This window comes from Psychrobacter sp. Choline-02u-9 (assembly GCF_002836505.1).
Lineage (GTDB): Bacteria > Pseudomonadota > Gammaproteobacteria > Pseudomonadales > Moraxellaceae > Psychrobacter.
The window spans coordinates 1-22,461 of the sequence record NZ_PJBF01000067.1 but is presented as its reverse complement, the minus strand read 5'-3'; the positions used below and the strand labels follow the sequence as shown (position 1 = coordinate 22,461).

Here is a 22,461-nt window from a genome sequence, read left to right as displayed (position 1 = left end):
TGTCCTTAACTTTGTATGAGTAGATATGTTGTATTATATGTATATAGTATAATACAACATACAACATACTACAATGCAAGATGTAAAAAAACCTCAAGTAATCTTGAGGCTATGGTCGTTAAATTATGGCTAGTGATCAGTTAAGTACTCTTCTAGCGCATTATTGATCATTTCTTGATAGTCACCACCTGTTTGCTTGGCTCTATCCTTAAACTTAGCAAGGATGCTTGGGCTGATGACACTGGGTTCCGTAGAGGACGCTTGCGTTCTGATACTGCCACGGATAGCACCTGACCAGTCGGTGGCTTCTGGAATGTCGGATAGATCAATGTCGTCATCGCTAAGCGTGGCTAAATGCTCTAAATCTGCTTGCTGCTTGGCGGTTAGTGGCGGTAACTCGTCTATGTGATAGCTAACTTTGTTCATACTGTCTCCTTTCACTCTTTGTGGCACGCCTAGCAGAGATAATGCGTATAACCTCGCCACCATCTATGTCTGTCTGCGTATGGGCTACTAATAAGACTGCTATGCCGTCTATTGTACCCAGCGCCTGCCACCGCTCCTCACCATTTTCATACCTGTCTTGCTGACGCAGGCATAAAGAATCTAAAAAACCCGGGTAGCTGCCTCAAATGATAAACGGTGTTTGCACTGATTGGTGATGTTTTTTTGTTCATCCCATTCAAATCTAATACTCATCTTTTCTCTCAATCAGTATGCTCTTTATAGATTGGCAATTCATCTTGACTGACAGCTGCTACTTTCTGATACTCAAAAGATAGTGGCACTTTATTGGTTTGCGCCACTTGGGTCAAAAATAATTTGATCGCTTGAGACGGTGTTAATCCATAGCTTTCAAATACCGAAAAAGCATTTTCTTTTAGCTCTTGATCGAGCCTAATATTATAATTAGTTGTCGTCATAACATCACTTTTGGCTTATTTATGTACATATAATATAAGCCATTTGTATAGGCTACGCTAGCTCAATTACTCTTTTTTTCTTTGCTATGATTTCTGCTTAGGGAACGTATAGCCTATCGCCAGTAAGTGCTTTTTGTGGGTCTTTAAAAAAGCCTCATCTCTTAATTGAGTGTGTAACCAACTAATAACTTCTTGAGTGCTTTTACCTGATGGTGCGTAACTACCAAACGGTGAGTAGTTAGCCAACAAAGGGGCAAAACGATCAATTTGCTTAACGGTTAGAGGTGGGATATCTCTATCCTCATTATTCTGATTTAGGCCCTCCTGTCCTTTTTTCTTAGTTGGCTTGGCCTTGACGGTGAATGTCAAACCTGTAACTGTGCGCCCACGTTTGATGTTTTCATAGGTGATTTTGATGTCGGTTTTCTGATTAATTTCTTTTATGGGCCCATCAACTGCATTCTCTTTCAAATTGTTGATGCGCTCATACGACTTAGGCGTGCCAAGTTCTTGCCTATATTGATCTAAAGTCATAGAAAAACCACCCTTCCCCTCAGACTTTTTTGCTAGATGGTAAAGGTCTAACGAGTAAGTCAATTTGAGGTTTAAGATATCTTCTTTTAAATATTTAGTGTAAGGGTTGAACTTATCAAAAACCTGAAGTAAGTATATTACCTCATCTGTAAAATGCATCGATATATAGCCATCTGCATATTTCGACCTGATTAGCCATTGAACCTCTGTATCATCACCATCCTTATCCTCATAAATGAATGTACGCTTCATTAATTTTTTGCTAGCTGATTTCATTTGCTTATAAGCCGAGTTTCTATCTATTCCGCTAAGCTTAGCAAATTCAGAAGACGCAACCTCTATCGGTGTTTTTTCAGTAGCATTATTAACCCTAACCAATGGGCTCGCTAGAATAATGATGCGCTTCTCATCAATAGACATCTCTCTAAAAGCTTGAGTAATTTTATTCTGCATAACAATCCATTTTTCAGGATATTTTTTTTCGTATAGCTCGACATCATTCATTATGACAACCTCATTATGCTAGTTACTTTAAGATACTAGCATAATGCGGGATAAAAGTAGCATTTAAACGGGATAAAAGTAGCATAATGCGGGATAAAAGTAGCATAATGCGGGATAAAAGTAGCATAATAGAGTGCGTAACCCTTTAATAGCAAAGCTTACAGACTGTCTAAAAGTCTTTAAAAGTTTTTAAAAGTAAAAAATATATTTTTATTTTAAATAATAAGGAAAAAACCAAAAAACCGACGGATTTAAGATGATAATTTGATCGACCAATCACTTGTAAAACTGATCAGTAGCTCAGAATGCAATTGTCCATTTACTTAATGTTATTCCACGTTCGCATGGTTCGGATCAAGCTTAGATCTTTGAAGATCTTCAAAAGCACGGTCAAAGATATTTTGAATGTCTTCATCTGTAATTCTGTCCAACGCTGTTTTCATACTCTCAGTATCAGTCTCATTTTTTGTAGATAACTCGTCTTCATTTTCAATAGTCATTATCGACACCTCTGTAAACACATCTTAAAGCATTGCTAAAACGCATAAAAAATACTCTTATATGCGTTTTACGCTCTTTCCGATATGATGGTAGCTAAAACCATTTTAAAACGCTTAAAACAGCCGATAACCGTCTCCTAACCTTTCGCTAATTAGTAGACGATCCAGCTGTACCTTCAATTAGGCGATTTCGAGTAGCTACTGTGATGATGAATAAATATCAAGCAATGAACCGTGGTCACTGTCCTGACTGTTTTTAGGTGGTGTAAAGCTGCTTGGTGTTTCCTTAGCTTCACCTTGCATCTTATGAGCAATTGACTTTAAAAACTCACGGTGCTTTTTCAAACGGACATATTTTTCATTATCGTGTGCGTCTAAAAAAATAGCTTGCAGTTCATGATTATCATCATCGTCTAATGCGTTGGCCAACCACTCCCCCAATATTTTATGTGCTTCAAGCCTGTCCTGATCAATCTCTTTTTTAAGAGCCTGTAATTGCTTAATCTTATTTGCGAATAAATCATCTGATATTACTGACATTACCTCATCCTTTTTTTAGCCAACTATGATAGAGTTGATCCTAGCAGTGTACACATAGGGATGCAAGGTAGTAAAATACACAAGACCACATCGTTTCGTGGGCGCAGTAGTATTTTAACCCTCTGTTAAGAGCGAACTTAGGAGTTTATATAAAAAAGGCCCACAAGGGGCGCTATTTTTTTACATAAACTCCGTCGTTCGGCAGGGGGCGAACCCCCTACAACCCCCAAAAAATCATCTCTCAATGTTCGGTTTTTTTGCTATGAATAATAAAGGGTTTCATTTGTCGGTTAGCGCCGTTAGTAAGGCGAAAAATCATAGCGTGGTGGCAAAGTCGGCTTATAATTCTGGCTCAAAACTGGTTGATGAACAGTCAGGAGTCGTCCACGATTACACCAGTAAAGCTAAAGACAAAATCTTAAATTTAGTGGACAGTGATGGTACTAAATACACGCAAGTTGTTGAGAAAAATGTGGTGCATACGGCGTTGATAACGCCAACTCTTGCTGGGGATCTAGCAGTGACACGTGAGGGTTTTTGGAATGATATCGAACGCATTGAGACTCGTAAAAACGCGCAATTGGGTACTGAGATTGATGTGATGTTTCCTGATGGGATCACCGCGGATCAGCGTATAGTTCTGGCCGAGCGCTACGCTCAAACCTTATCTGATCGCTATAACGTGCTTGTCGATGTGGCCATTCATCGGCCCCACAGTCACGAGAAACATGTGGGGGAGGTTGAAGTGGTTGAGCTGACCAGTCGTAACTTTCATGCCCATATTTTACTCTCAAGCCGTGAGATAGTAGCGGATGTTGAGGGTTATGCTTTATCAGCACGCAAGAATTGGTTGCAGTGGTCAACGGAGGAGCGGTTATCTAAGGGGTTAAACGGACGCGGCGATGAGCTTAAATATCAACGCACCCTTTGGGCGGATATGGCCAATGAGCTACTGCCTAAGAATAAAACCATTAGTGAGAAATCCTACCGTGAGCTGGGCATCAATCGTTTGCCAAAAATGAAACTGGGTAAATCACTATATAAGGATATTCTCAAAGGCAATCGTTCAGTGATTCACGAATACAACGAGACGATTGATGAGATCAATGCTTACATTGAAAAAAATGGTTTAGTAATTGAGTACGACGACAAGGGACGTATTGACCTAGAAAGCAATGAACAAGAGGTTAACGGCGTCACAATACATTATAAAAAGCGTAAACCCTTTGCGCGAATTGAGCTCAGTAATATCCGATTTGTAGATCCTGCCGTTGAACTTGAACCCGCTATCCCTAAAAGTAACAGTCAGACGCATAGTGATGCGGCCAATGATCACGCACTTGATGAGCTTTTAGCAATCTCAGCCGACTTTGTGAGTCAAAAAAAGATGGTACGCAGCGCCTTATTTTCAACCATTGATGCGCTGCATGAAGAGTTAGCGCACCAGTCTAAACAGATTATTACCATTGATAAAAACATTAAGAGTACCCAGCGGTTCACCGAGGAGGTGGGACAGGATTTTAGTGACCCCCGCCAAAAAATGATTGAGCTTGCCAGGCAGATAAGCACAAAAGAGCAAAGTGAGGCACTAAAGACGGCTTTAGTGTTGGTTGAGGAGTTTAGACAAGATGATACCCTACAAACAGGCCGCGCCGTTACAAGTCTTGAGAAGCAACTGTCACAGATTGATAAAATAGTGCTGAATAATAAAGCGATGCTAGAAAAGCTGATCCCGCTTAATAATGAAGTCATTGCTGACTACAAAGGGTTGAAGGCCACGCTAAAACCCTTTGCCGCAAAGCTGAATAAACTGGCGACTGGCTTTAAAGCTCTTGATGAGATTGATATTGAAAAATCCGACTTATCCTTACAGTGGGATCAAGCGTTTGCGGATCTACAAGAGATAGATATCACCAATAACATGGATACTTATCATAAGTTTGCTGCATTTGCAGATCTGGACGTTGAGCGCTTTAAGTACCTTGAAAAAGAACGTGAGGCGCTCAGTACGTTAAAAGCGGTAGAGATAGACGCGGATGCTGACACTCGTTTGACGGCATTGGCCGCTGATGTTAAAGCGTTTAAGACCACCAATAATGAAGACATCAAACAGTTAAAGCAGCAAATTAATACCAGTAAAAAGACTTATCAGCGCTTATCACCGTTTTATGAGCAGCGTATCGCCTTACTGGATCAAAGTGAGGCGGTGATCGTGCAAGATGATGATTTATACGATGAAATCATAAGTACCAAGACTACTCAATTGAATGCAGATCGGCTTGAGGACTGGCGCAGCCGTACTATGGCGCTGCAATATCAGCTCAACAAAGCGCATGAGCAAGCAAAGCTTAAGAAAGAGGCTGAGCGCGCACGAGAGGAGGCTTTGATCAGGCGGCGAGAAACCTTAAAACAGAGGCGGCAGCAGGCATCTCTTAAGCGTCAGCGAATCAATGAGACCAAAGCATATCGAGATCGATTTGACAATTTAGTGGTACGGGTGCGTAACCGCGTTAATACCCTTGATTTTAAGGCCGTTGATGCACCGATCGAAGTGATCAACGCGGCTGAGGCGGTTGCCGCACAAGCATTTATATTCACTACTCTAAAACACACTGACAGCTTTACGACACTACAAAAAAGTTTACGAGACACCGATGCTAAAAAAATTGCAACGCAGGTGCAGAAGGCAGCAACGACGCTATGGCAACAGCTTGAGCGCTTGCCTGACAATCAAGATAAGGTCGAGGTGTTAACGAAAATCAATGAGCGCTTTGAGCACGTTCCTGCTATCACCATAGATGGGGCAACGCTCACACAAACTGTGACAGATCACCTGCAAAAAACGAAGAACGCCATCCAAGCGCATGAACAAGCACAAACACGCCGCTACTCCTCACCACGCCCATTTTAGGCGGCATTATAATAATGAGTACCCCATGAATAAAGACAATAGCAATGAGCAAGACATACACGATCAACTTGTTAACCTAGTGACTTCATTGACTCCGGTCATTGGGGCCTTGCGTGAGCTGATTAAGCGAGCCGATGATGCGGTAGCGAGGCGGCTTGAGCGTTCGCTTAGCGGTATTGATAGCAAGGTGAATGAGGTGTCTTCTGCCATTGAAGAATTAGGTAGTAGCGCAAGCACGACTTCGCAGGCATTGAGCCAGTATCAAGAACTCGTGTTAAAGCAGCTACAAGCGGCAGTGACTGCTTTTACTGACAATGAGATGCCGCGTCGTTATGATGACAAAATAGCGGGCATCATCACCGATATGAAACAGCAGATTGATACGGCTGTAGAGTCGGTCGTCACTGCTAAAAACGATAGCATAGAGGTACAAATCAGTACCATGCAAGCGGTGGCTGACAAGCTTGGCGCAAGCGCTGACAATCTAGCCCTATTCACCAATCAGTACCAAGCTGGTCATAAGCAGATTATTGAAGATATTGAGACCTTTGAGACCACCACCAAAACGCGGATTGAGCAGGTCGAGGGTAGAGCTAGTAAAGACTTGGACAAAATTCATAAGTCCATTGAGACTATGAGTATTAAAAGGATTGCAGCCGCTGTCGCAGCGGGTACGATGGCTGTGATAATAAGTTTGGTGGCCCTGGTATTTTGGTATGTGCCAAGCTTTGATGAGATTGCAGAGATGAAATACCAGCAAGCAGAGCTACAGCGCGGCATCGATGAGCTTGAAACGGGTTGGAAACAGGCCTTTAATAATGCTCAAAGTGCGCAGTTTATTTTGGCTTGTGATGTTAATAAAGAGCAGCCTGATGCAATCAGCTGGTGCGTTAGAGCAGACAGTAAGAGTGTTTTGAGAGATGAGAGAGGCTTTGTTTATTATAAAATAGCTGGGGTGCCGCGTGCAAAGCCGACTGAGTAAAGACGTATGGTAATAGCGAGCTATATTGCCCAAAAGTGCGTCTTCTGAAACATATAAGACTGAAAAAAGGCTTGTTTGATTGTCGTTATCTTTGTCTATATTAAAAAGCCAGATAATGACACTTTATCTGGCTTTAAGGGTTATTGTTTCTTGTTAAACAAGAAGTCTGTAAATATAAGCTAAAGTGACTAGGCTGCTTGGTCAGTATGAGCTGTGACCAACTCTATAAAAGCAGTTTCAAGGGTACTTAACGCATAATCATCAATCATAAGACCGTCATCTATCTGTCGTTGCACCCAGACATAAATCGCTTCATCATTATAAAGAATAGCGTCAACACCAAGTAATGATGCCAGTTGTACGCCTTGCTGTACTTGTAAGCTGAATAACAGCTTAGAGGCTAAATTTTTAGTCTGTTCACTAAACCAAGCGCAGCTGTTGAGCCGAGATAGATTGTTATTCATTGGTATTCTCCTGTAGATTATTGTGTATAAATAATGGATAAAATGACTTACTACAGGTCAAATTATACCTATATTTTAATCTATTGCAAGAGAAAATGACCTTCTATAGGTCTTTTTATACTTTTAAAGGTGATAATGTCTTATGAGCGAAGGTGTTCACTCAGGTGATTCACTGCTGTCCTCATTTATGATTTCATATAAATCACCAACATTGATTCTAAGATACGTGCATAAAGACTCGATGACATCTAGATCAACTCGGGTGGCTTCTTCATGATACATGCGAGTAATGGTGCCACGATTGATACCAGTATCTCTTGCGACATCGGCAATTTTAAGGCGTCTTTCGCCCATGATGGTCGATAAGTGACACTTCACCATAATGGTTTCCTCATTAACGATTAGTGGTTTTTGATTGGTGAGCGGATTATAACGAATATGAGCGGCTAAAGTATTCCTTTTAGTAGCTCAAATTGATATCCAATAGCGGCAATTTACCTAGTAGTAGGCAGTTTATTATGCTGTCTTTGATACAGGACGTCTATCATGATGGATATGCGCTAGTTAGAAAAGGCGATGCTATTTTTACTATGAAGTATTGCTATTAGTAGTGATGTGACGTACATTTTTAGTTATACTTATATACTTATATACTTATATACTTATATACTTATATACTTATATACTTATATACTTATATACTCAATGCATGCTACAGGGATCTGTATTTATGAAGGTAATCGCGGTATTAAATCAAAAAGGTGGCAGCGGCAAGACTACCATCGCAACGCATCTGGCTCGTGGCTTACAGTTAAAAGGCCATAGTGTTCTACTAGTAGATAGCGATCAGCAGGGCAGTGCGCGTGACTGGAGAGCGGTTGATGAAGACAATCCGGTACCAGTGATCGGGCTCGACAGACCAACACTTGATAAAGATTTAAAAAACGTCTCTGAAAAAGATTATGTGGTGATCGATGGATCGCCGCAAGCTACTAGTCTGGCTATTTCTGCTATAAAAGCGGCTGATTTTATATTGATTCCGGTGCAGCCGAGCCCCTATGATATCTGGGCGACCAGCGATTTGGTTGATTTAGTGCAGCAGCGTATTGAGATGATGGATGGCCAACTAAAGGCAGCCTTTGTTGTCTCACGCGCCATTCAAAATACCAATATTGGTAAAGAGGTTGCAACCGCGCTGCTTGATTATAATATTCCGGTATTAGAGACCAGAGTGATGCAGCGAGTTGCTTATCCTAATAGTGCTGCCCTTGGTAAGACAGTATTTGATACCGAATCGCCTAGTAGCAATGCGATACAAGAGATAACCGCATTGGTCAGTGAGATTCAAATATTTTTTGGTGAGGAGTAAGCCATGAGTTTATCAGCAGGTCGTCCTAGTAAGAACGTTAAGGATCAATTGGCTTTATCGGATGTGACGGACAGTCCCAAAAAGACGGTACGCGTGAATTTTAATTTAGATGAAGATAAACACATTGCGCTCAAGCGGTACGCGCTTGAAAGCCGAAAAACGGTGACTGAGTTGTTGACTGAAATGATTGAGGAAAAATTGGTTGAGCGATAGGTATAAAAAATTCGTTTTTCTATACCTATAAAAAGGATATGTATAAAAAACTCAAAAAATTACATATATCGTCGAACGCTGTGCACCTTACTAGTATCATCAGATGCTTGTTTTCTTAAGCCAGACGCAGAAGCAAGCTGTAAAGAAAATGCCCATGGCAAAACAAGCACTGTTTCCTATATCAGCACCATATAATAGAACCAAAAACGGTTAGCAGTGCTAAGGTATATTGTCCTTAATCAAAGCGTACTCAATAACGATTTAAGTTACACAAAACATAAGGGGCTTCTAGCCCCATCATTATTCCTATAGGATTTTTTATCATGACAAGTACCCAACAACGTGCGGAACTGCATCGACAAATTTGGCAAATTGCAAACGAGGTTCGTGGTTCAGTCGATGGGTGGGATTTTAAACAGTATGTGTTAGGGACTTTGTTCTACCGCTTTATCAGTGAGAACTTCTCTAGTTATATTGAAGCGGGGGATGAGAGCGTTAATTATGCCGCTCTTTTGGATGAGGTGATTACTGCTGATATTAAAGACGATGCGATTAAGACCAAGGGTTATTTCATATACCCAAGTCAGTTGTTTGCTAACGTGGCGGACAATGCGCATAGAAATGAGAACTTAAATACGGATTTGGCCGCTATTTTTAAAGAGATTGAAAGCTCGGCCAATGGCTACCCGTCTGAGCCTGATATTAAGGGTCTGTTTGCTGATTTTGATACCACCAGTAACCGATTAGGTAATACGGTCGCGGATAAGAACACTCGATTAGCTGCGGTGCTAAAAGGGGTAGCGGGCCTTAAGCTGCATCAGTTTGAGGACAGTGAGATTGATCTATTTGGCGATGCTTATGAGTATCTGATCTCAAACTATGCGGCCAATGCGGGTAAATCAGGCGGTGAGTTCTTCACCCCTCAAAGTGTCTCTAAGCTGATTGCACAAATTGCCATGTACAAGCAGGAAACGGTTAATAAAATCTACGATCCAGCTGCAGGCTCTGGCTCTTTATTGCTGCAAGCTAAAAAGCACTTTGATAATCACATCATTGAAGAGGGATTTTTTGGTCAAGAGATTAACCACACCACCTATAACCTTGCGCGTATGAATATGTTTTTACATAACGTGAACTACGACAAGTTTAATATCAAGCTGGGTAACACACTGCTAGATCCGCATTTTGGGGAGGATAGACCCTTTGATGCGATTGTCTCTAACCCGCCGTATTCAGTGAAGTGGATTGGTAGTGATGATCCGACCTTAATTAATGATGAGCGTTTTGCACCAGCGGGGGTATTGGCTCCTAAATCAAAGGCGGACTTTGCCTTTGTGCTTCATGCATTAAATTACTTATCGAGTAAGGGCCGCGCCGCTATTGTTTGCTTCCCTGGGATATTCTATCGCGGCGGTGCTGAACAAAAGATCCGTCAGTATTTGGTAGATAATAACTATGTAGAGACGGTAATCTCCTTAGCACCCAACTTATTCTTTGGAACCAGTATCTCCGTTAATATCTTGGTGCTATCCAAGCACAAAACAGAGGGTAAGACGCAGTTTATTGATGCCAGTAAGCTGTTTAAGTCAGAGACGAATACTAACGTACTGACTGATGCGCATATCGCGCAGATCATGACGTTGTTTGATACTAAAGAAGATACGGATTATTTATCTGCAAGCGTTGATAACAGCGCTATTGCTAAAAATGACTATAACTTATCGGTAAGTGCTTACGTAGAAGCAGAAGATACGCGTGAGGTTGTTGATATTAAAACTTTAAATAGCGAACTTAAAACGACAGTTGCTAAGATTGATAAGCTGCGTGCTGATATCGATAAAATCGTTGCGGAGATTGAGGCATGAGTCACTTAAGTTATATGGAAAAGCTACTTGATGGGGTTGAGGTTGAATGGGAAGCTTTGGGTGATATTGGCAAGGTAAGTATGTGTAAAAGAGTTTTAAAACATCAAACTTCCAGTAAGGGAGATGTTCCATTTTATAAGATAGGAACTTTTGGAAAAGAGCCTGATGCTTATATTACTAGAGAGCTATTTGAGGAGTACAAGACTAAATACAGTTACCCCCAAGCTGGTGAGGTTTTAATTTCTGCAAGCGGCACAATTGGACGAACAGTAATATTTGATGGACAGGATTCATATTTCCAAGATAGTAATATTGTTTGGATAGAAAATAATGAGAGTGAAATTTTAAATAAATACCTGTACTACTTTTATCAAATAGTGAACTGGAATGTTGCTGAAGGTGGAACTATAAAGCGTCTTTATAACGATAACTTACGTAAAATAAAAGTTCCTATTCCTCCCCTCAACGTCCAAGCCGAAATCGTCCGAATTTTAGACACATTTACAGAACTTACAGCAGAACTTACAGCAGAACTTACAGCACGTCAGCAGCAGTATGCGTACTATCGTGATAAGTTGCTGACGTTTGAAGAGGGAGAGGTTGAGTGGATGCCATTGGGTGATATTGCAGAGAACCTTGATTCGAAGCGCAAGCCTATAACTAGTAGCCTAAGAGAACCAGGCGATATTCCGTATTATGGGGCATCGGGCATTGTAGACTATGTTAAAGATTATATTTTTGATGGTGATTACTTGCTAGTATCTGAAGATGGGGCAAATTTAATAGCAAGAAATACGCCGATAGCCTTCAGTATTAGCGGCAAGAATTGGGTCAATAATCATGCACACGTACTTAAGTTTGAAACATATGCAGAAAGGAAGTACGTTGAATATTATTTAAATAGCATTGATTTAACTCCATATATCTCAGGCGCAGCGCAGCCAAAATTGAATCAAAAGAATTTAAATAGTATCAAGATACCTAACCCTTCCCTGGAAGAAAAAAAGCGTATCGTTTCTATTCTCGATAAATTTGACGCCTTAACGACATCACTCACTGAAGGCCTTCCGCGTGAAATAGAGCTACGTCAGCAGCAATACGAGTATTACCGTGACCTGCTGTTAAGCTTCCCTAAGCCTGAGGTAGTAGCTCATGACTGAACAAATAAAAACGATTGCTGAATCGAATAATTTCATCGTTTTAAATAAATATACCAAGTGCGATCAGCCTGATGGGGGGTATCAGACTGAAGATGATCTAGAGCGTGAACTACTCAAAGACTTACAAAACCAGGGATATGAGTTTGTCCCTGGTTTAAATTCACCTGAAACGATGCTTGCTAACGTACGTGTACAGCTGCAGATCTTAAATGAGGTACAGTTTACAGATGCTGAGTGGCAGCGCTTTGTGATGGAGTATCTTGATAATCCTAGTGATAACATCACGGACAAAGCTCGAAAGATTCATGATGACCATATCTATGACTTCACCTTTGATGATGGACACCTGCAGAACATTGCCCTGCTGGACAAAAAAAACATCCCACGTAACAAAGTACAGGTCATTAAACAGTTTGCTCAAAAAGGCACACAAGCCAATCGCTACGATGTGACTATCTTGGTCAATGGCTTGCCGCTTGTGCAAATTGAGCTTAAAAAACGTGGTATCGCCATTCGCGAAGCATTTAACCAAGTACATCGTTATAGCAAAGAGAGCTTTAACTCCGATAACTCCTTATATAAATACCTACAGCTGTTTGTGATCTCAAATGGCACCGATACCCGTTACTTTGCCAATACCACCAAGCGCAATAAAAACAGCTTTGATTTCACCATGAATTGGGCGAGATCAGACAACACCTTAATCAAAGATTTAAAAGACTTTACCGCGACATTCTTTCAAAAAAACACCCTATTAAACGTGCTGATGCATTACACCGTCTTTGATGTGAGTAATACCTCATTAGTGATGCGTCCGTATCAGATTGCTGCTACTGAGCGCATACTATGGAAGATAAACAGTGCTTATCAAGCCAAGAAGTGGAGCACTCTTGAGAGTGGCGGCTATATTTGGCATACCACAGGCTCAGGTAAGACCTTAACCAGCTTTAAAGCTGCACGCTTAGCAACGTCGCTACCTTTTATTGATAAGGTGTTTTTTGTGGTGGATCGTAAGGATCTTGATTATCAAACCATGAAAGAGTACCAGCGCTTCTCCCCTGATAGCGTTAATGGCTCCGACAGTACCGCAGGACTCAAGCGCAACCTTGAAAAAGACGATAATAAAATTGTTGTCACCACCATTCAAAAGCTAAATAACCTGATCAAAGGTGAGGCTGACTTACCCATTTATCATAAACAAGTGGTGTTTATCTTTGATGAGGCACACCGTAGCCAGTTTGGTGAAGCACAAAAGAACTTAAAGAAGAAATTTAAAAAATACTACCAGTTTGGTTTTACCGGCACCCCTATCTTCCCAGAGAATGCCTTGGGTGCAGAGACGACTGCCAGTGTCTTTGGCCATGAGCTGCATTCATACGTTATCACTGATGCCATTCGTGATGAGAAGGTCTTGAAGTTTAAGGTGGACTACAATGATGTACGCCCGCAGTTTCAAGCCATTGAGAGCGAACAGGATGAGAAGAAACTCACAGCTGCTGAAAACAAGCAGCTGTTATTACACCCCGATCGTATTGAAGAGATCTCAAAGTACGTTTTAAAAAGCTTTAAGCAAAAAACCCATCGCTTAAAAGGAAGCGGCAAAGGCTTTAATGCCATGTTTGCCGTCAGTAGTGTGGACGCAGCAAAGGCTTACTATGAGACCTTGAATCAGCTACAAAAGGACAGTGAGAGGCCCTTAAAGATTGCCACCATCTTTTCCTATGCTACCAATGAAGAACAAGATGCAATCGGTGATATTGCTGACGAAGGCTTTGAGCCTACCGCCATGAATAGCAGTGCCAAAGAGTTTTTAAGCCGTGCTATTCATGATTACAACGAGATGTTTAAGACCAATTACGGCGTAGATAGTAAGTCTTTTCAAAACTACTACCGTGATCTTGCAGGACGCGTCATTAAGCAGGATGTGGACTTACTGATTGTTGTCGGTATGTTCCTGACAGATTTTGATGCGCCGACCTTAAACACGCTCTATGTTGATAAAAACCTTCGCTATCACGGACTGATGCAAGCGTTCTCACGTACTAACCGCATTTATGATGCCACTAAGACCTTTGGTAACATCGTGACGTTTCGTGACTTAGAGCAAGCGACCATTGATGCCATCACCTTATTTGGGGATAGAAACACTAAGAACGTGGTGTTAGAAAAAAGCTATAGGGAGTATCTGGAAGGCTTTACCGATATTGCGACAGGCAAGGCACGACGTGGCTATTTGGAGGTGATTAAAGAGCTGCAGCAACGCTTCCCTGACCCTGATGAGATCGTCAAAGAGGCGGACAAAAAGGACTTTGCTAAGTTATTTGGCGAGTACTTACGCGTCGAGAACATCTTACAAAACTATGATGAGTTCGCGAGCCTAAAAGCGCTTCAAAGCATAGATATTACTGATAATGAGGCAGTTGAGACATTCAAAGCTGAGCACTATTTGACTGATGAAGATCTTGCTGCCATGCAAAGCATCGATGTACCCGCTGAACGTACAGTACAAGACTATCGATCAACGTACAACGACATACGTGACTGGCTGCGCCGTGAAAAAGCAGCCAAGGATCAAAGCGAGTCTTCGCTTGACTGGGATGAAGTGGTTTTTGAGGTGGATCTTCTTAAGTCTCAAGAGATTAACCTTGATTACATCCTTGAGCTGATTTTTGAGCATAACAAGAATACCAAGGACAAGTCCGCCTTAGTTGAAGAAGTACGTCGTGTAATTAGAGCAAGCCTTGGTAATCGCGCTAAAGAAAGCCTGGTGGTAGATTTCATCAATAAAACCAACCTAGATAACATCCCTGATAAATCCAGCATTATTGATGCCTTCTTCAACTTTGCTCAAATAGAGCAGCAGCGTGAAGCGCAAGATATGATTGCTGCTGAAAATCTTAATGAAGAGGCCGCTAAGCGTTATATAACGGCGTCTTTAAAGCGTGAGTATGCCAGTGAGAATGGTACGGAGCTAAATGAGGTCTTACCTAAGCTAAGCCCTCTTAATCCGCAATACTTAACTAAAAAACAAAGTGTTTTTCAGAAAATGGCGGCTTTTGTTGAGAAGTTTAAAGGTGTTGGTGGGAAAGTGTGATCGATTAGGCTGAGTGCTCTAGATGCTGCGTAACGAAAACACCCAAGTTAAACTGTATGGGTTTGACGGCAGGGGCCACAGTACCCCTAGTAGTTCATTACACTCGTACACATTCAGATTAAGAACTCCACCTTTTAGCTTCTAAGTCTTGCAAAATAATGACGTTATTTCTTAGTAGTATGATTTTTTTCTTGTCAATCAGCGATGATTTGATGGCAATCTTTGATGTTGTGAGAGTCATTTGCAGTGACTGAATTTAGTCGCTTCTCGTTGGGTATTTGTCCTGAACTGGCACGATCCTTGCAACTTATTAGTTGCATCGCAAAAGCCTAATTTTCATCATTTAATTTAAACTATCGGAGTAATTGAGTATGACACGCGAAGAATTAACAGAAGCGATCATTTTGGCTAAAAAAGAGAAAGCTCTAAGCTGGGAAGATATTGCTGCTTATTTAGAAATGGGAGTTGTTTGGGTGACGTCAGCTTGTTTTGGTAATAATAGTATGCCTGAGGCACCTGCTAGTAAATTATGCTCGTTGCTAGAGCTTACAGACCAAGCAAAGACTACTTTGATGGAATATCCAACAAAAAGTTGGGGACGTGATGTTCCTCAAGACCCACTTGTCTATAGACTGTATGAGGCAGTTGGTATCTATGGCACTAGCATCAAAGAGGTGGTTCAAGAAAAGTTTGGGGACGGTATTATGAGTGCAATTGACTTCTCTATTGATATTGATAAAGAAGAAAATCCTAATGGGGATAGAGTTGTTATTGTACTCAATGGTAAATTTTTACCTTATAAAACGTGGTAATTCGATCTAATATACGATTGAGCTACCAATAGTCATTTAAAATCAGGCTAAGCACTACTACTAATAAGGCAGTGCTTACGCTTTGCCAGAATCTCACTGGGTCGCGATCGATCCATGCGGTATTATGATCAGGTTTAAAATCTGAGCTTGGTCTATTAAGCTCATAAATAAATTCAGAAACTTCTTTATAGCGACGTTTTGGATCAATATCTAATGCTTTATTTATAGCATAAACGGACCACTCTGGTATACGTATGCCCAGTTCTAACAATGGTCTAATTTTGAGTTGATTTTGCGCCTTTTTGCTATAGGCATTAGATACCTTCAGGCCATACGGCAATTGACCACTTAGAATCTGATAAGTTAAAATACCCAGCGAAAAGACATCACTTCCTGCCGTACCTACATCACCTAATAAATACTCTGGTGCCGTATACTGTAAACTACCTGGTATTGTATTGTTAGCATTAACCTTATCTAAACCTGCGATGCTAACCTCGCCAAAATCAATAATTGTGACCGTCCCTTTGTCATCTATCAAGATATTTTCTGGTCTTAGATCACGATGAATCACCTCGGCGCGGTGCATGACTTGTAATCCAGTTGCAATTTGCTGAATGATAGATCGTACTTGATTAAGGCTCGGTTTTGGATGCTCCTCCATCCATTGAGCTAAGCTTTGAGCTTCAACATAGTGGCTTAGAGTATATAGTTTTGAACGTGGCGTTTTTAGCTTAGGCGCTGTCATCAAATGAGCATTATTTAGACGCCTTGCCACCCACTCCTCCATAAGCATACTTTCAATGTGAGTGTCATCTTGACTTTTTTCAGCAGAAGGCGTTTTTAGGACGTATAAACTTTCATTTTGATCTATGACTAAGTATGTGTGGCTACGCGGCGTTTTACTGAGTGGTCTAACAACATGCAGTCCATCAATTACAGCTCCCTTTTCTAACGAGATTATGGGCGTAAGATCTTTGGTATACCTATAAAACTCACTTCTATCTTCTGCTGGTAGATCATTAATTTTTATCACTAAAGCACTGGCATCATCTACAGAGCCTTTTGTAGTAGCCAATTCACAAAGGATTTGAGCACAGGTAGCACTTGGTAATTTTTCTAATGTCTGAATGATATCATCGTTGTTTAGATATTCATGAACACCGTCACTTAGTAAAAGGTAGGTTGCGTCCAACTGGGCTTCAACGTTTAGATAATCCAGACGGATATGATCATCTAAGCCTAGTGCTGCACTTAGATAAGTACGTTCATCATCATAAACTTGACGATGATCTTGAGTGAGAATATTGATAATACCCTTGTGTAGCATAACGACACGGACATCACCTGAGTGAAATATGTGAATGGTGCGCGATTTGATAATAAGGGTAGCAAATGCACACACATAGCCTTTATTTTGATTAAAGCTGTGCCCGCCTTGTCGACTTTGTGCAACCAGCCATGAATTTATTGACAGTAATACTTTAAACCCCGATGTCTTTACAGACCAAGTCTCTGGTGTATCTAAATAATCATTTAAAAAACTACTCACTGCTATTTGACTGGCTTCTGCACCAAATTGACTAGTACTTATACCATCAGCAACGGCAAATACAGCGCCCTTAGATTGCAACAGACTATCATCAGGCACATAGGCGATAAGAGCGTCTTGATTTACCAGCTTTCCTATTCCTGCTTGTGAATGCTGACTAATACTCACCGAAATTTTTTTCTGTGTCATTGTGATGTCCAGAAGCTAAGATTGATCCCTCAATAATAGACCTCGCCTAAGCGAGGTCTATTAATAGCACAACTCATTTATTATCATTGAACCAATTTGCGGCTTGGACGAGTTCGTACATGAGTAAAGTACAGTGGCAAACCTACAAAAAACAGACCACCTACTAGGTTACCTAGTACTGTAGGTAATTCATTCCAAATCAAATAATCTGCGATTGTAAAATCACCACCCATAATCATTGAGAATGGGAATAGAAACATATTGACGATAGAGTGCTCAAAACCCATATAAAAGAAGAGCATGATTGGCATGTACATGGCAAACATCTTACCAGATGCTGAAGTTGAAATCATAGCGCCTACTACGCCCATCGAAACCATCCAATTACATAACATACCGCGAACAAAAATAGTAAACCAGCCCGAAGTTCCGTGAGACTGATAACCTAGTGTACGAGCCTCTCCAATAGTGCCTACTTTGGCCGCTATAGTGCCACCGTCTGTCTCATAGCCAAAGGTTAAGATAAAAGAGGCTAGAAAAGCCACGGTTATGGCTCCGCCTAAATTGCCTAAAAACACAAGCCCCCAATTGCGTAATAACTGCTTCATGTCGCAGCCTGGACGCTTATCTAGTAATGCTAAAGGCACAAGTGTAAATACACCTGTCAGCAAATCAAACTTCATCAGATATAGCATAATAAACCCGACCGGAAACAATAATGCCCCTACCAGCGGATTACCTGTATTCACTGTTACTGTAATCGCAAAGAAAGCCGCCAGTGCTAATATTGCACCTGCCATAAAGGCGCGGATTAAGGTATCACTGGTTGACATACTCATCTTAGACTCACCAGAATCTACCATTTTCGTCGTGAATTCGCTTGGATCAATGTAAGCCATCTAACACCTCAATTGTTGATTCATAAATAACAATATAGTTAAAGCAATAGGTGTGCCAATTGTTACGAGACAATCCTAATGTTATTGTCATTACCTGGTTTCGTAACTAACTATTTTGTCTTACAATTCTCTAACTATGGTGTCTTGGCATTTTATGACCTAGGACCTTCTAAAGGATAACTTTGTTATACCTTGTCTTATTATATTCTCTCAAACAGTATTCTCTATTTAAGAAGCTCCTAGTTGGTGCATTGCTATAGTGGCGCTCCTCAGCGGTGCTCCTCAGCGGTGCTCCTCATACGATAAGCTCTTAATTGGTGCACCACGATAGTAGTTACTAAACAAGCTCAGATACTACATAAGTATTGACCCCTACGGCCAAAAAACATTAACTACTACGATATTTGAGTAGAATACACTTTATCTTTTATAACAATATTTATCAAAGCGATGACAGCGAGTGCAAAACTCAGCATCACGATATCAATACTACCCATCGCAGAGATAAACCATCCGCTAAGTGCTGATCCGATCAGGATTTTTAAGTTAGCAAATGACATATATAAACTGTTAGCAAAAACCTGGGGCTCACCGGCATCATTATATTGGCTGGCGCTTTCTTTCCAGCTTTAGCTCCACATTTGCCAGCAACAACCCCGACAATATCAACATCATCGCCAGCATCTTCAACCACGTCACTCCTTCCCCTGTGAGCAGCACGGAAGTCACCATACCGAATATTGTGATCCCTGCTGTCAATCCCGTACACTTAAACTTGGGAGATTTTAATCAGACAACTGGCGGAAGTTTTTTAGGGTATACCCCAAGGAAACCAGTTATTTTACCCTTCAAACATATTAACAGACTACTCAAAATAGACTGTTAATATGGAACCATCTATAACAGACTTTAGAGTTATAGGACTGGTTGCTGTGCTTTTTTCCTATCATTAGCCTATACCTTAACAGTAAAACCCCCAAACGATAACCTAGCTATCATTAGACTTGTTTCTATTATTAAATGATAGTAATATCTTGATATTATCAATGAACATTATTTATTGAGTCTAAATAATAGAGGTAGTGTTATGAGCGTTCGTATTTATGTGAGAGCAAGCACTAAGGATCAAGACGCTAAGAGAGCCTTATCTGACTTGATTAGCTTTAGCAAAAGCTACGATGATAGCTATGCTGAATATATTGAGCATTTCAGTGGTACGAAGCTCGATAGACCCGCACTCACTCTGTTACTCAATGACGCTGAAGAAGGAGATATTCTACTGGTTGAAAGTGTGGATAGATTAAGCAGGCTATCTCAAGATGATTTTGCAATCTTAAAGCAGCGCATTAAAGACAAGGGCTTACGATTGGTGGTAGCTGATCTACCAACCACGCATACGGTCAGTGAAGGTATGACCGGGGATATTCTCAGGGTGATCAACGATATGTTAATCGACTTATTAGCCACAATGGCAAAGCTTGATAACGACAAGCGTAGAGAGCGTATCAAGCAGGGATTGGCTAACAGTGGCTATAAGCCCACTGGTAAAAAGCCTAATACAACGAAACATAATCGTATTATAGAATTAAACAGTCAAAACAATATGACAAAAGAGGAAGTAGCTAAGGCAGTTGGTGTTGGGGTAGCTACCGTTTATCGCGTATTAAAAAAGTAGTTAGTCATCAGTAGCAGCTTAGGTATAGCTTTTTTATTCAACACTAAGTATTGAAATTAAGTATTTAAAATGTTTTAAGTAAAGACATGTAAAAACGATTCAGTTGACAAGAGTTCAAGCTATTTTTGACAATATTTTGAGTATTTTGAGTATTTTGAGTATTTTGAGTATTTGAGTATTTGAGTATTTGAGTATTTGAGTATTTGAGTATTTGAGTATTTGAGTATTTGAGTATTTGAGTATTTGAGTATTTGAGTATTTGAGTATTTGAGTATTTGAGTATTTATGATCATATTTAGTGAGAATGGCCATAATCTAAAGCGGGCTGTATAGACTCTTTTTCAGCACGCTTATCGTCTTACTTTTCGGTGAAAGCCTTCAGATATGGTTTAGTAAACACAATCACCTAAAGTAGTCTGTCAAAAGTAGTTCCATCATATCAGTCTATTTTAAGTGGTCTATTAGTTGATAAGTGAACCTAATTAGGTAGTACCTTTGAGGCATACCCTACGATAACAGGAAATCCATCGCGGATGACAAAACCTGTTTAGCTTTTAAACAAGACGGGTTTGTCGATAGTATGTAAGATAAGTTGGAAAAGTAACTAGAGTGTAAGACTATTCATACTGGGTCTGAATCAAAGTTTTATTGTGATTAATTTCTGCTCAATATTATTCATTTGTCGCCATGATGAGTGATGGCGGCTTGTAATTTAGTTAGGAAAAATAATCTTGAGTAATAATATACGTTTGTATCATTTGTATCATTTGTATCATTTGTATCATTTGTATCATTTGTATCATTTGTATCATTTGTATCATTTGTATCATTTGTATCATTTGTATCATTTGTAGCAGAGCTTGTTCTAGGCTTCTTTACTTACACTTTTCTGTAAGTTATTTTTTAGTAAATGATCGAATATAAATGGGCCAAAAGGTAAGAGTGAGCCGAGTACGCCCGCAGGTATTGCCCAAAGAGGCATTTTCATTTTGATAGCTGAGCCTATAAGTATTATGATATAGGTAATAAACAAAATACCGTGTGCCATACCGATGTATTTCACACCTTCTGGAATATCCAGCATATATTTTAGTGGCATGGCGATGAAGAGCAATAATAAGAAAGAGGTGCCTTCTAGGTAGCCTATAAGGGTAAGACTTTTTAACGCGGTCTCTTGTTTTTTTCTAAGGCTGTGAATTTTTTCAATAGTTGGCTGAGCCTGTGACACTATATTTTCCTTTTGTTATTATCAATAAAGAATTTATGGATTATTCAATGTCTCTATAATAATGGCTCTACGCAGAGCTTTTAAGTATTGGGTTTTAAGACCTAAAATGAGTGAGTACCTATACCAGTCATACATTACCTTCCAGTTCACATTTTATAAACATACTCAAGTATAAAAAGTATTTTTCCGTATAGAGTGACTACGACGCTAGTTCATTTTGTTTGTGATAATCGGCATCAATGTGCTTATTTATTACGCTTACTTTCTAAAAATATCATGTCAATTATAATCAATGCGACACCGACACAGACACCTATATCTGCAACATTGAAAATAGGATAATTCCAGACATCAGCATAATGCACATGGATAAAGTCAACCACTTTACCAATTCTTAAACGATCGATTAAGTTGCCAATCGCACCACCGAGCATTAAGGCTAACCCCATGGACAATAGCTTGGCTGCACGTGGCGCTTTGATTAAATAAACCGTTAAAAAGATAGCCATTACAAAAGCTAAGCCTGAGAAAAACCATTTCTGCCAACCGCCAGCGTCGGCTAAAAAGCTAAATGCTGCCCCATAGTTATAAGCGAGTGTCCAGTTGAGAAATGGTTCAATGACCGGTACGGGGTCATTGAACGCTAATTTGGTTTGGGCCAACCACTTAGTCCATTGATCAAGTATTAATACCATTATCGCCAACAAATACCAGATAAAAGCGCGACTGCCATTGGCAACCATTTTTGGCATTTTATTCAACTTACCTTTAGGTGTTATCGAGTTGCCTGAGGTTACGTACATAGCTTTAGGCGTATGATTCATGGTTTTAGAGTCAATTGATTGATGAGTACTACTCACAGCTATAGGTACTTTATTGTCAGCAATATTAGTACTAGCCGATTCAACGCTATTCAATTTAGTACTATCTAATCTGTCGGTAGATTCAGTCATAGTTGTTTTCTTTATCTGTGTTTATACAATGAACAATGTTAAACGTATATGTTTTTAGTATACGACTATTAGGGGCTGTATAGAATTGAGGAAC

21 protein-coding genes and 1 pseudogene are annotated in these 22,461 nt (G+C 40.3%); 9 read left to right on the top strand and 13 right to left on the bottom strand.

Annotated elements, in window-relative coordinates; all coding sequences use genetic code 11:
* Positions 1–129 precede the first annotated feature (129 nt).
* The 6 genes and pseudogenes from CXF69_RS13805 to CXF69_RS13785 form a co-directional block, all read right to left on the bottom strand.
* Positions 130–426 carry a hypothetical protein gene (locus CXF69_RS13805; RefSeq protein WP_227522864.1) on the bottom strand — a complete coding sequence of 99 codons (297 nt, stop codon included), beginning with the start codon at positions 424–426 and terminating at the stop codon, positions 130–132.
* Positions 413–699 (bottom strand): annotated as a pseudogene (locus CXF69_RS13800) (BrnT family toxin). The gene CXF69_RS13805 and the pseudogene CXF69_RS13800 overlap by 14 nt, the downstream one beginning before the upstream one ends.
* Positions 700–707: 8 nt before the next feature.
* Positions 708–923, bottom strand: coding sequence for a type II toxin-antitoxin system RelB/DinJ family antitoxin (locus CXF69_RS13795; RefSeq protein ID WP_045448298.1), 216 nt, complete (start codon positions 921–923; stop codon positions 708–710).
* An 84-nt stretch (positions 924–1,007) separates the two neighbouring features.
* A complete protein-coding gene (locus CXF69_RS13790; RefSeq protein WP_220455961.1) occupies positions 1,008–1,961 on the bottom strand; it encodes a replication initiation protein in 954 nt (317 codons plus the stop codon).
* A gap of 329 nt (positions 1,962–2,290) precedes the next feature.
* Positions 2,291–2,461 (bottom strand): hypothetical protein, encoded by a 171-nt coding sequence (locus CXF69_RS14375; RefSeq protein WP_157822713.1) that lies wholly within the window; start codon positions 2,459–2,461, stop codon positions 2,291–2,293.
* Between the two features lie 198 nt (positions 2,462–2,659).
* Positions 2,660–3,001: a hypothetical protein gene (locus tag CXF69_RS13785; RefSeq protein WP_101204326.1), complete on the bottom strand. Its 342-nt coding sequence runs from the start codon at positions 2,999–3,001 to the stop codon at positions 2,660–2,662.
* A gap of 262 nt (positions 3,002–3,263) precedes the next feature.
* Between CXF69_RS13785 and CXF69_RS13780 the strand changes: the two genes are divergently transcribed.
* Together CXF69_RS13780 and CXF69_RS13775 are read left to right on the top strand one after the other, a co-directional pair.
* A complete protein-coding gene (locus CXF69_RS13780; RefSeq protein WP_157822714.1) occupies positions 3,264–5,912 on the top strand; it encodes a MobA/MobL family protein in 2,649 nt (882 codons plus the stop codon).
* A gap of 25 nt (positions 5,913–5,937) precedes the next feature.
* A complete protein-coding gene (locus tag CXF69_RS13775) occupies positions 5,938–6,894 on the top strand; it encodes a hypothetical protein (protein ID WP_101204328.1) in 957 nt (318 codons plus the stop codon).
* A gap of 188 nt (positions 6,895–7,082) precedes the next feature.
* Here CXF69_RS13775 and CXF69_RS13770 read toward each other — a convergent pair whose 3' ends face one another.
* Both CXF69_RS13770 and CXF69_RS13765 read right to left on the bottom strand, forming a co-directional pair.
* Complete coding sequence (locus tag CXF69_RS13770; protein WP_101204329.1) at positions 7,083–7,358, bottom strand: hypothetical protein; 276 nt, start codon at positions 7,356–7,358, stop codon at positions 7,083–7,085.
* A gap of 156 nt (positions 7,359–7,514) precedes the next feature.
* Positions 7,515–7,739, bottom strand: coding sequence for a helix-turn-helix domain-containing protein (locus CXF69_RS13765; protein WP_025652654.1), 225 nt, complete (start codon positions 7,737–7,739; stop codon positions 7,515–7,517).
* A gap of 349 nt (positions 7,740–8,088) precedes the next feature.
* Between CXF69_RS13765 and parA the strand changes: the two genes are divergently transcribed.
* From parA to cynS, 6 genes are all read left to right on the top strand, one after another.
* Entirely contained in the window at positions 8,089–8,727 is a 639-nt protein-coding gene (gene parA, locus CXF69_RS13755; RefSeq protein WP_101204381.1) for a ParA family partition ATPase, read from the top strand.
* A 3-nt stretch (positions 8,728–8,730) separates the two neighbouring features.
* Complete coding sequence (locus tag CXF69_RS13750) at positions 8,731–8,940, top strand: plasmid partition protein ParG (RefSeq protein ID WP_025652656.1); 210 nt, start codon at positions 8,731–8,733, stop codon at positions 8,938–8,940.
* A gap of 323 nt (positions 8,941–9,263) precedes the next feature.
* Positions 9,264–10,805, top strand: a complete 1,542-nt coding sequence (locus CXF69_RS13745; RefSeq protein ID WP_101204380.1) for a type I restriction-modification system subunit M — start codon at positions 9,264–9,266, stop codon at positions 10,803–10,805.
* Positions 10,802–11,965, top strand: a complete 1,164-nt coding sequence (locus tag CXF69_RS13740; RefSeq protein WP_101204379.1) for a restriction endonuclease subunit S — start codon at positions 10,802–10,804, stop codon at positions 11,963–11,965. The genes CXF69_RS13745 and CXF69_RS13740 overlap by 4 nt, the downstream gene beginning before the upstream one ends.
* The gene (locus CXF69_RS13735) at positions 11,958–15,059 is read left to right on the top strand and encodes an HsdR family type I site-specific deoxyribonuclease (protein ID WP_102083186.1); all 3,102 of its coding nucleotides are present in this window, start codon (positions 11,958–11,960) and stop codon (positions 15,057–15,059) included. The genes CXF69_RS13740 and CXF69_RS13735 overlap by 8 nt, the downstream gene beginning before the upstream one ends.
* A gap of 371 nt (positions 15,060–15,430) precedes the next feature.
* Positions 15,431–15,871, top strand: coding sequence for a cyanase (gene cynS, locus CXF69_RS13730; RefSeq protein WP_101204377.1), 441 nt, complete (start codon positions 15,431–15,433; stop codon positions 15,869–15,871).
* 22 nt (positions 15,872–15,893) lie between these two features.
* Here cynS and CXF69_RS13725 read toward each other — a convergent pair whose 3' ends face one another.
* The 3 genes from CXF69_RS13725 to CXF69_RS14370 all read right to left on the bottom strand — a co-directional run bounded on the left by CXF69_RS13725 (position 15,894) and on the right by CXF69_RS14370 (position 19,205).
* On the bottom strand, positions 15,894–17,612 hold the full coding sequence (locus CXF69_RS13725; protein WP_101204376.1) for a bifunctional protein-serine/threonine kinase/phosphatase: 1,719 nt from the start codon (positions 17,610–17,612) through the stop codon (positions 15,894–15,896).
* 83 nt (positions 17,613–17,695) lie between these two features.
* A complete protein-coding gene (locus CXF69_RS13720; protein ID WP_101204375.1) occupies positions 17,696–18,511 on the bottom strand; it encodes a formate/nitrite transporter family protein in 816 nt (271 codons plus the stop codon).
* Between the two features lie 541 nt (positions 18,512–19,052).
* Positions 19,053–19,205, bottom strand: coding sequence for a hypothetical protein (locus CXF69_RS14370; protein ID WP_166739250.1), 153 nt, complete (start codon positions 19,203–19,205; stop codon positions 19,053–19,055).
* A 393-nt stretch (positions 19,206–19,598) separates the two neighbouring features.
* Here CXF69_RS14370 and CXF69_RS13715 point away from each other — a divergent pair, with 393 nt between their 5' ends.
* On the top strand, positions 19,599–20,186 hold the full coding sequence (locus CXF69_RS13715; RefSeq protein WP_101204374.1) for a recombinase family protein: 588 nt from the start codon (positions 19,599–19,601) through the stop codon (positions 20,184–20,186).
* Between the two features lie 865 nt (positions 20,187–21,051).
* On the opposite strand, the gene CXF69_RS13710 is transcribed toward CXF69_RS13715, so the two are convergent.
* Together CXF69_RS13710 and lspA are read right to left on the bottom strand one after the other, a co-directional pair.
* Complete coding sequence (locus tag CXF69_RS13710; RefSeq protein ID WP_087813587.1) at positions 21,052–21,414, bottom strand: DUF3817 domain-containing protein; 363 nt, start codon at positions 21,412–21,414, stop codon at positions 21,052–21,054.
* A gap of 245 nt (positions 21,415–21,659) precedes the next feature.
* Positions 21,660–22,367 (bottom strand): signal peptidase II, encoded by a 708-nt coding sequence (gene lspA, locus CXF69_RS13705; RefSeq protein WP_045448075.1) that lies wholly within the window; start codon positions 22,365–22,367, stop codon positions 21,660–21,662.
* Between the last annotated feature and the right edge of the window lie 94 nt (positions 22,368–22,461).

What these genes read in the sequence shown, in the direction of transcription:
- CXF69_RS13805 (WP_227522864.1), bottom strand. Translation starts at nt 426, where the DNA reads ATGAACAAAGTTAGCTATCACATAGACGAGTTACCGCCACTAACCGCC.
- CXF69_RS13795 (WP_045448298.1), bottom strand. Translation starts at nt 923, where the DNA reads ATGACGACAACTAATTATAATATTAGGCTCGATCAAGAGCTAAAAGAA.
- CXF69_RS13790 (WP_220455961.1), bottom strand. Translation starts at nt 1,961, where the DNA reads ATGAATGATGTCGAGCTATACGAAAAAAAATATCCTGAAAAATGGATT.
- CXF69_RS14375 (WP_157822713.1), bottom strand. Translation starts at nt 2,461, where the DNA reads ATGACTATTGAAAATGAAGACGAGTTATCTACAAAAAATGAGACTGAT.
- CXF69_RS13785 (WP_101204326.1), bottom strand. Translation starts at nt 3,001, where the DNA reads ATGTCAGTAATATCAGATGATTTATTCGCAAATAAGATTAAGCAATTA.
- CXF69_RS13780 (WP_157822714.1), top strand. Translation starts at nt 3,264, where the DNA reads ATGAATAATAAAGGGTTTCATTTGTCGGTTAGCGCCGTTAGTAAGGCG.
- CXF69_RS13775 (WP_101204328.1), top strand. Translation starts at nt 5,938, where the DNA reads ATGAATAAAGACAATAGCAATGAGCAAGACATACACGATCAACTTGTT.
- CXF69_RS13770 (WP_101204329.1), bottom strand. Translation starts at nt 7,358, where the DNA reads ATGAATAACAATCTATCTCGGCTCAACAGCTGCGCTTGGTTTAGTGAA.
- CXF69_RS13765 (WP_025652654.1), bottom strand. Translation starts at nt 7,739, where the DNA reads ATGGTGAAGTGTCACTTATCGACCATCATGGGCGAAAGACGCCTTAAA.
- parA (WP_101204381.1), top strand. Translation starts at nt 8,089, where the DNA reads ATGAAGGTAATCGCGGTATTAAATCAAAAAGGTGGCAGCGGCAAGACT.
- CXF69_RS13750 (WP_025652656.1), top strand. Translation starts at nt 8,731, where the DNA reads ATGAGTTTATCAGCAGGTCGTCCTAGTAAGAACGTTAAGGATCAATTG.
- CXF69_RS13745 (WP_101204380.1), top strand. Translation starts at nt 9,264, where the DNA reads ATGACAAGTACCCAACAACGTGCGGAACTGCATCGACAAATTTGGCAA.
- CXF69_RS13740 (WP_101204379.1), top strand. Translation starts at nt 10,802, where the DNA reads ATGAGTCACTTAAGTTATATGGAAAAGCTACTTGATGGGGTTGAGGTT.
- CXF69_RS13735 (WP_102083186.1), top strand. Translation starts at nt 11,958, where the DNA reads ATGACTGAACAAATAAAAACGATTGCTGAATCGAATAATTTCATCGTT.
- cynS (WP_101204377.1), top strand. Translation starts at nt 15,431, where the DNA reads ATGACACGCGAAGAATTAACAGAAGCGATCATTTTGGCTAAAAAAGAG.
- CXF69_RS13725 (WP_101204376.1), bottom strand. Translation starts at nt 17,612, where the DNA reads ATGACACAGAAAAAAATTTCGGTGAGTATTAGTCAGCATTCACAAGCA.
- CXF69_RS13720 (WP_101204375.1), bottom strand. Translation starts at nt 18,511, where the DNA reads ATGGCTTACATTGATCCAAGCGAATTCACGACGAAAATGGTAGATTCT.
- CXF69_RS13715 (WP_101204374.1), top strand. Translation starts at nt 19,599, where the DNA reads ATGAGCGTTCGTATTTATGTGAGAGCAAGCACTAAGGATCAAGACGCT.
- lspA (WP_045448075.1), bottom strand. Translation starts at nt 22,367, where the DNA reads ATGACTGAATCTACCGACAGATTAGATAGTACTAAATTGAATAGCGTT.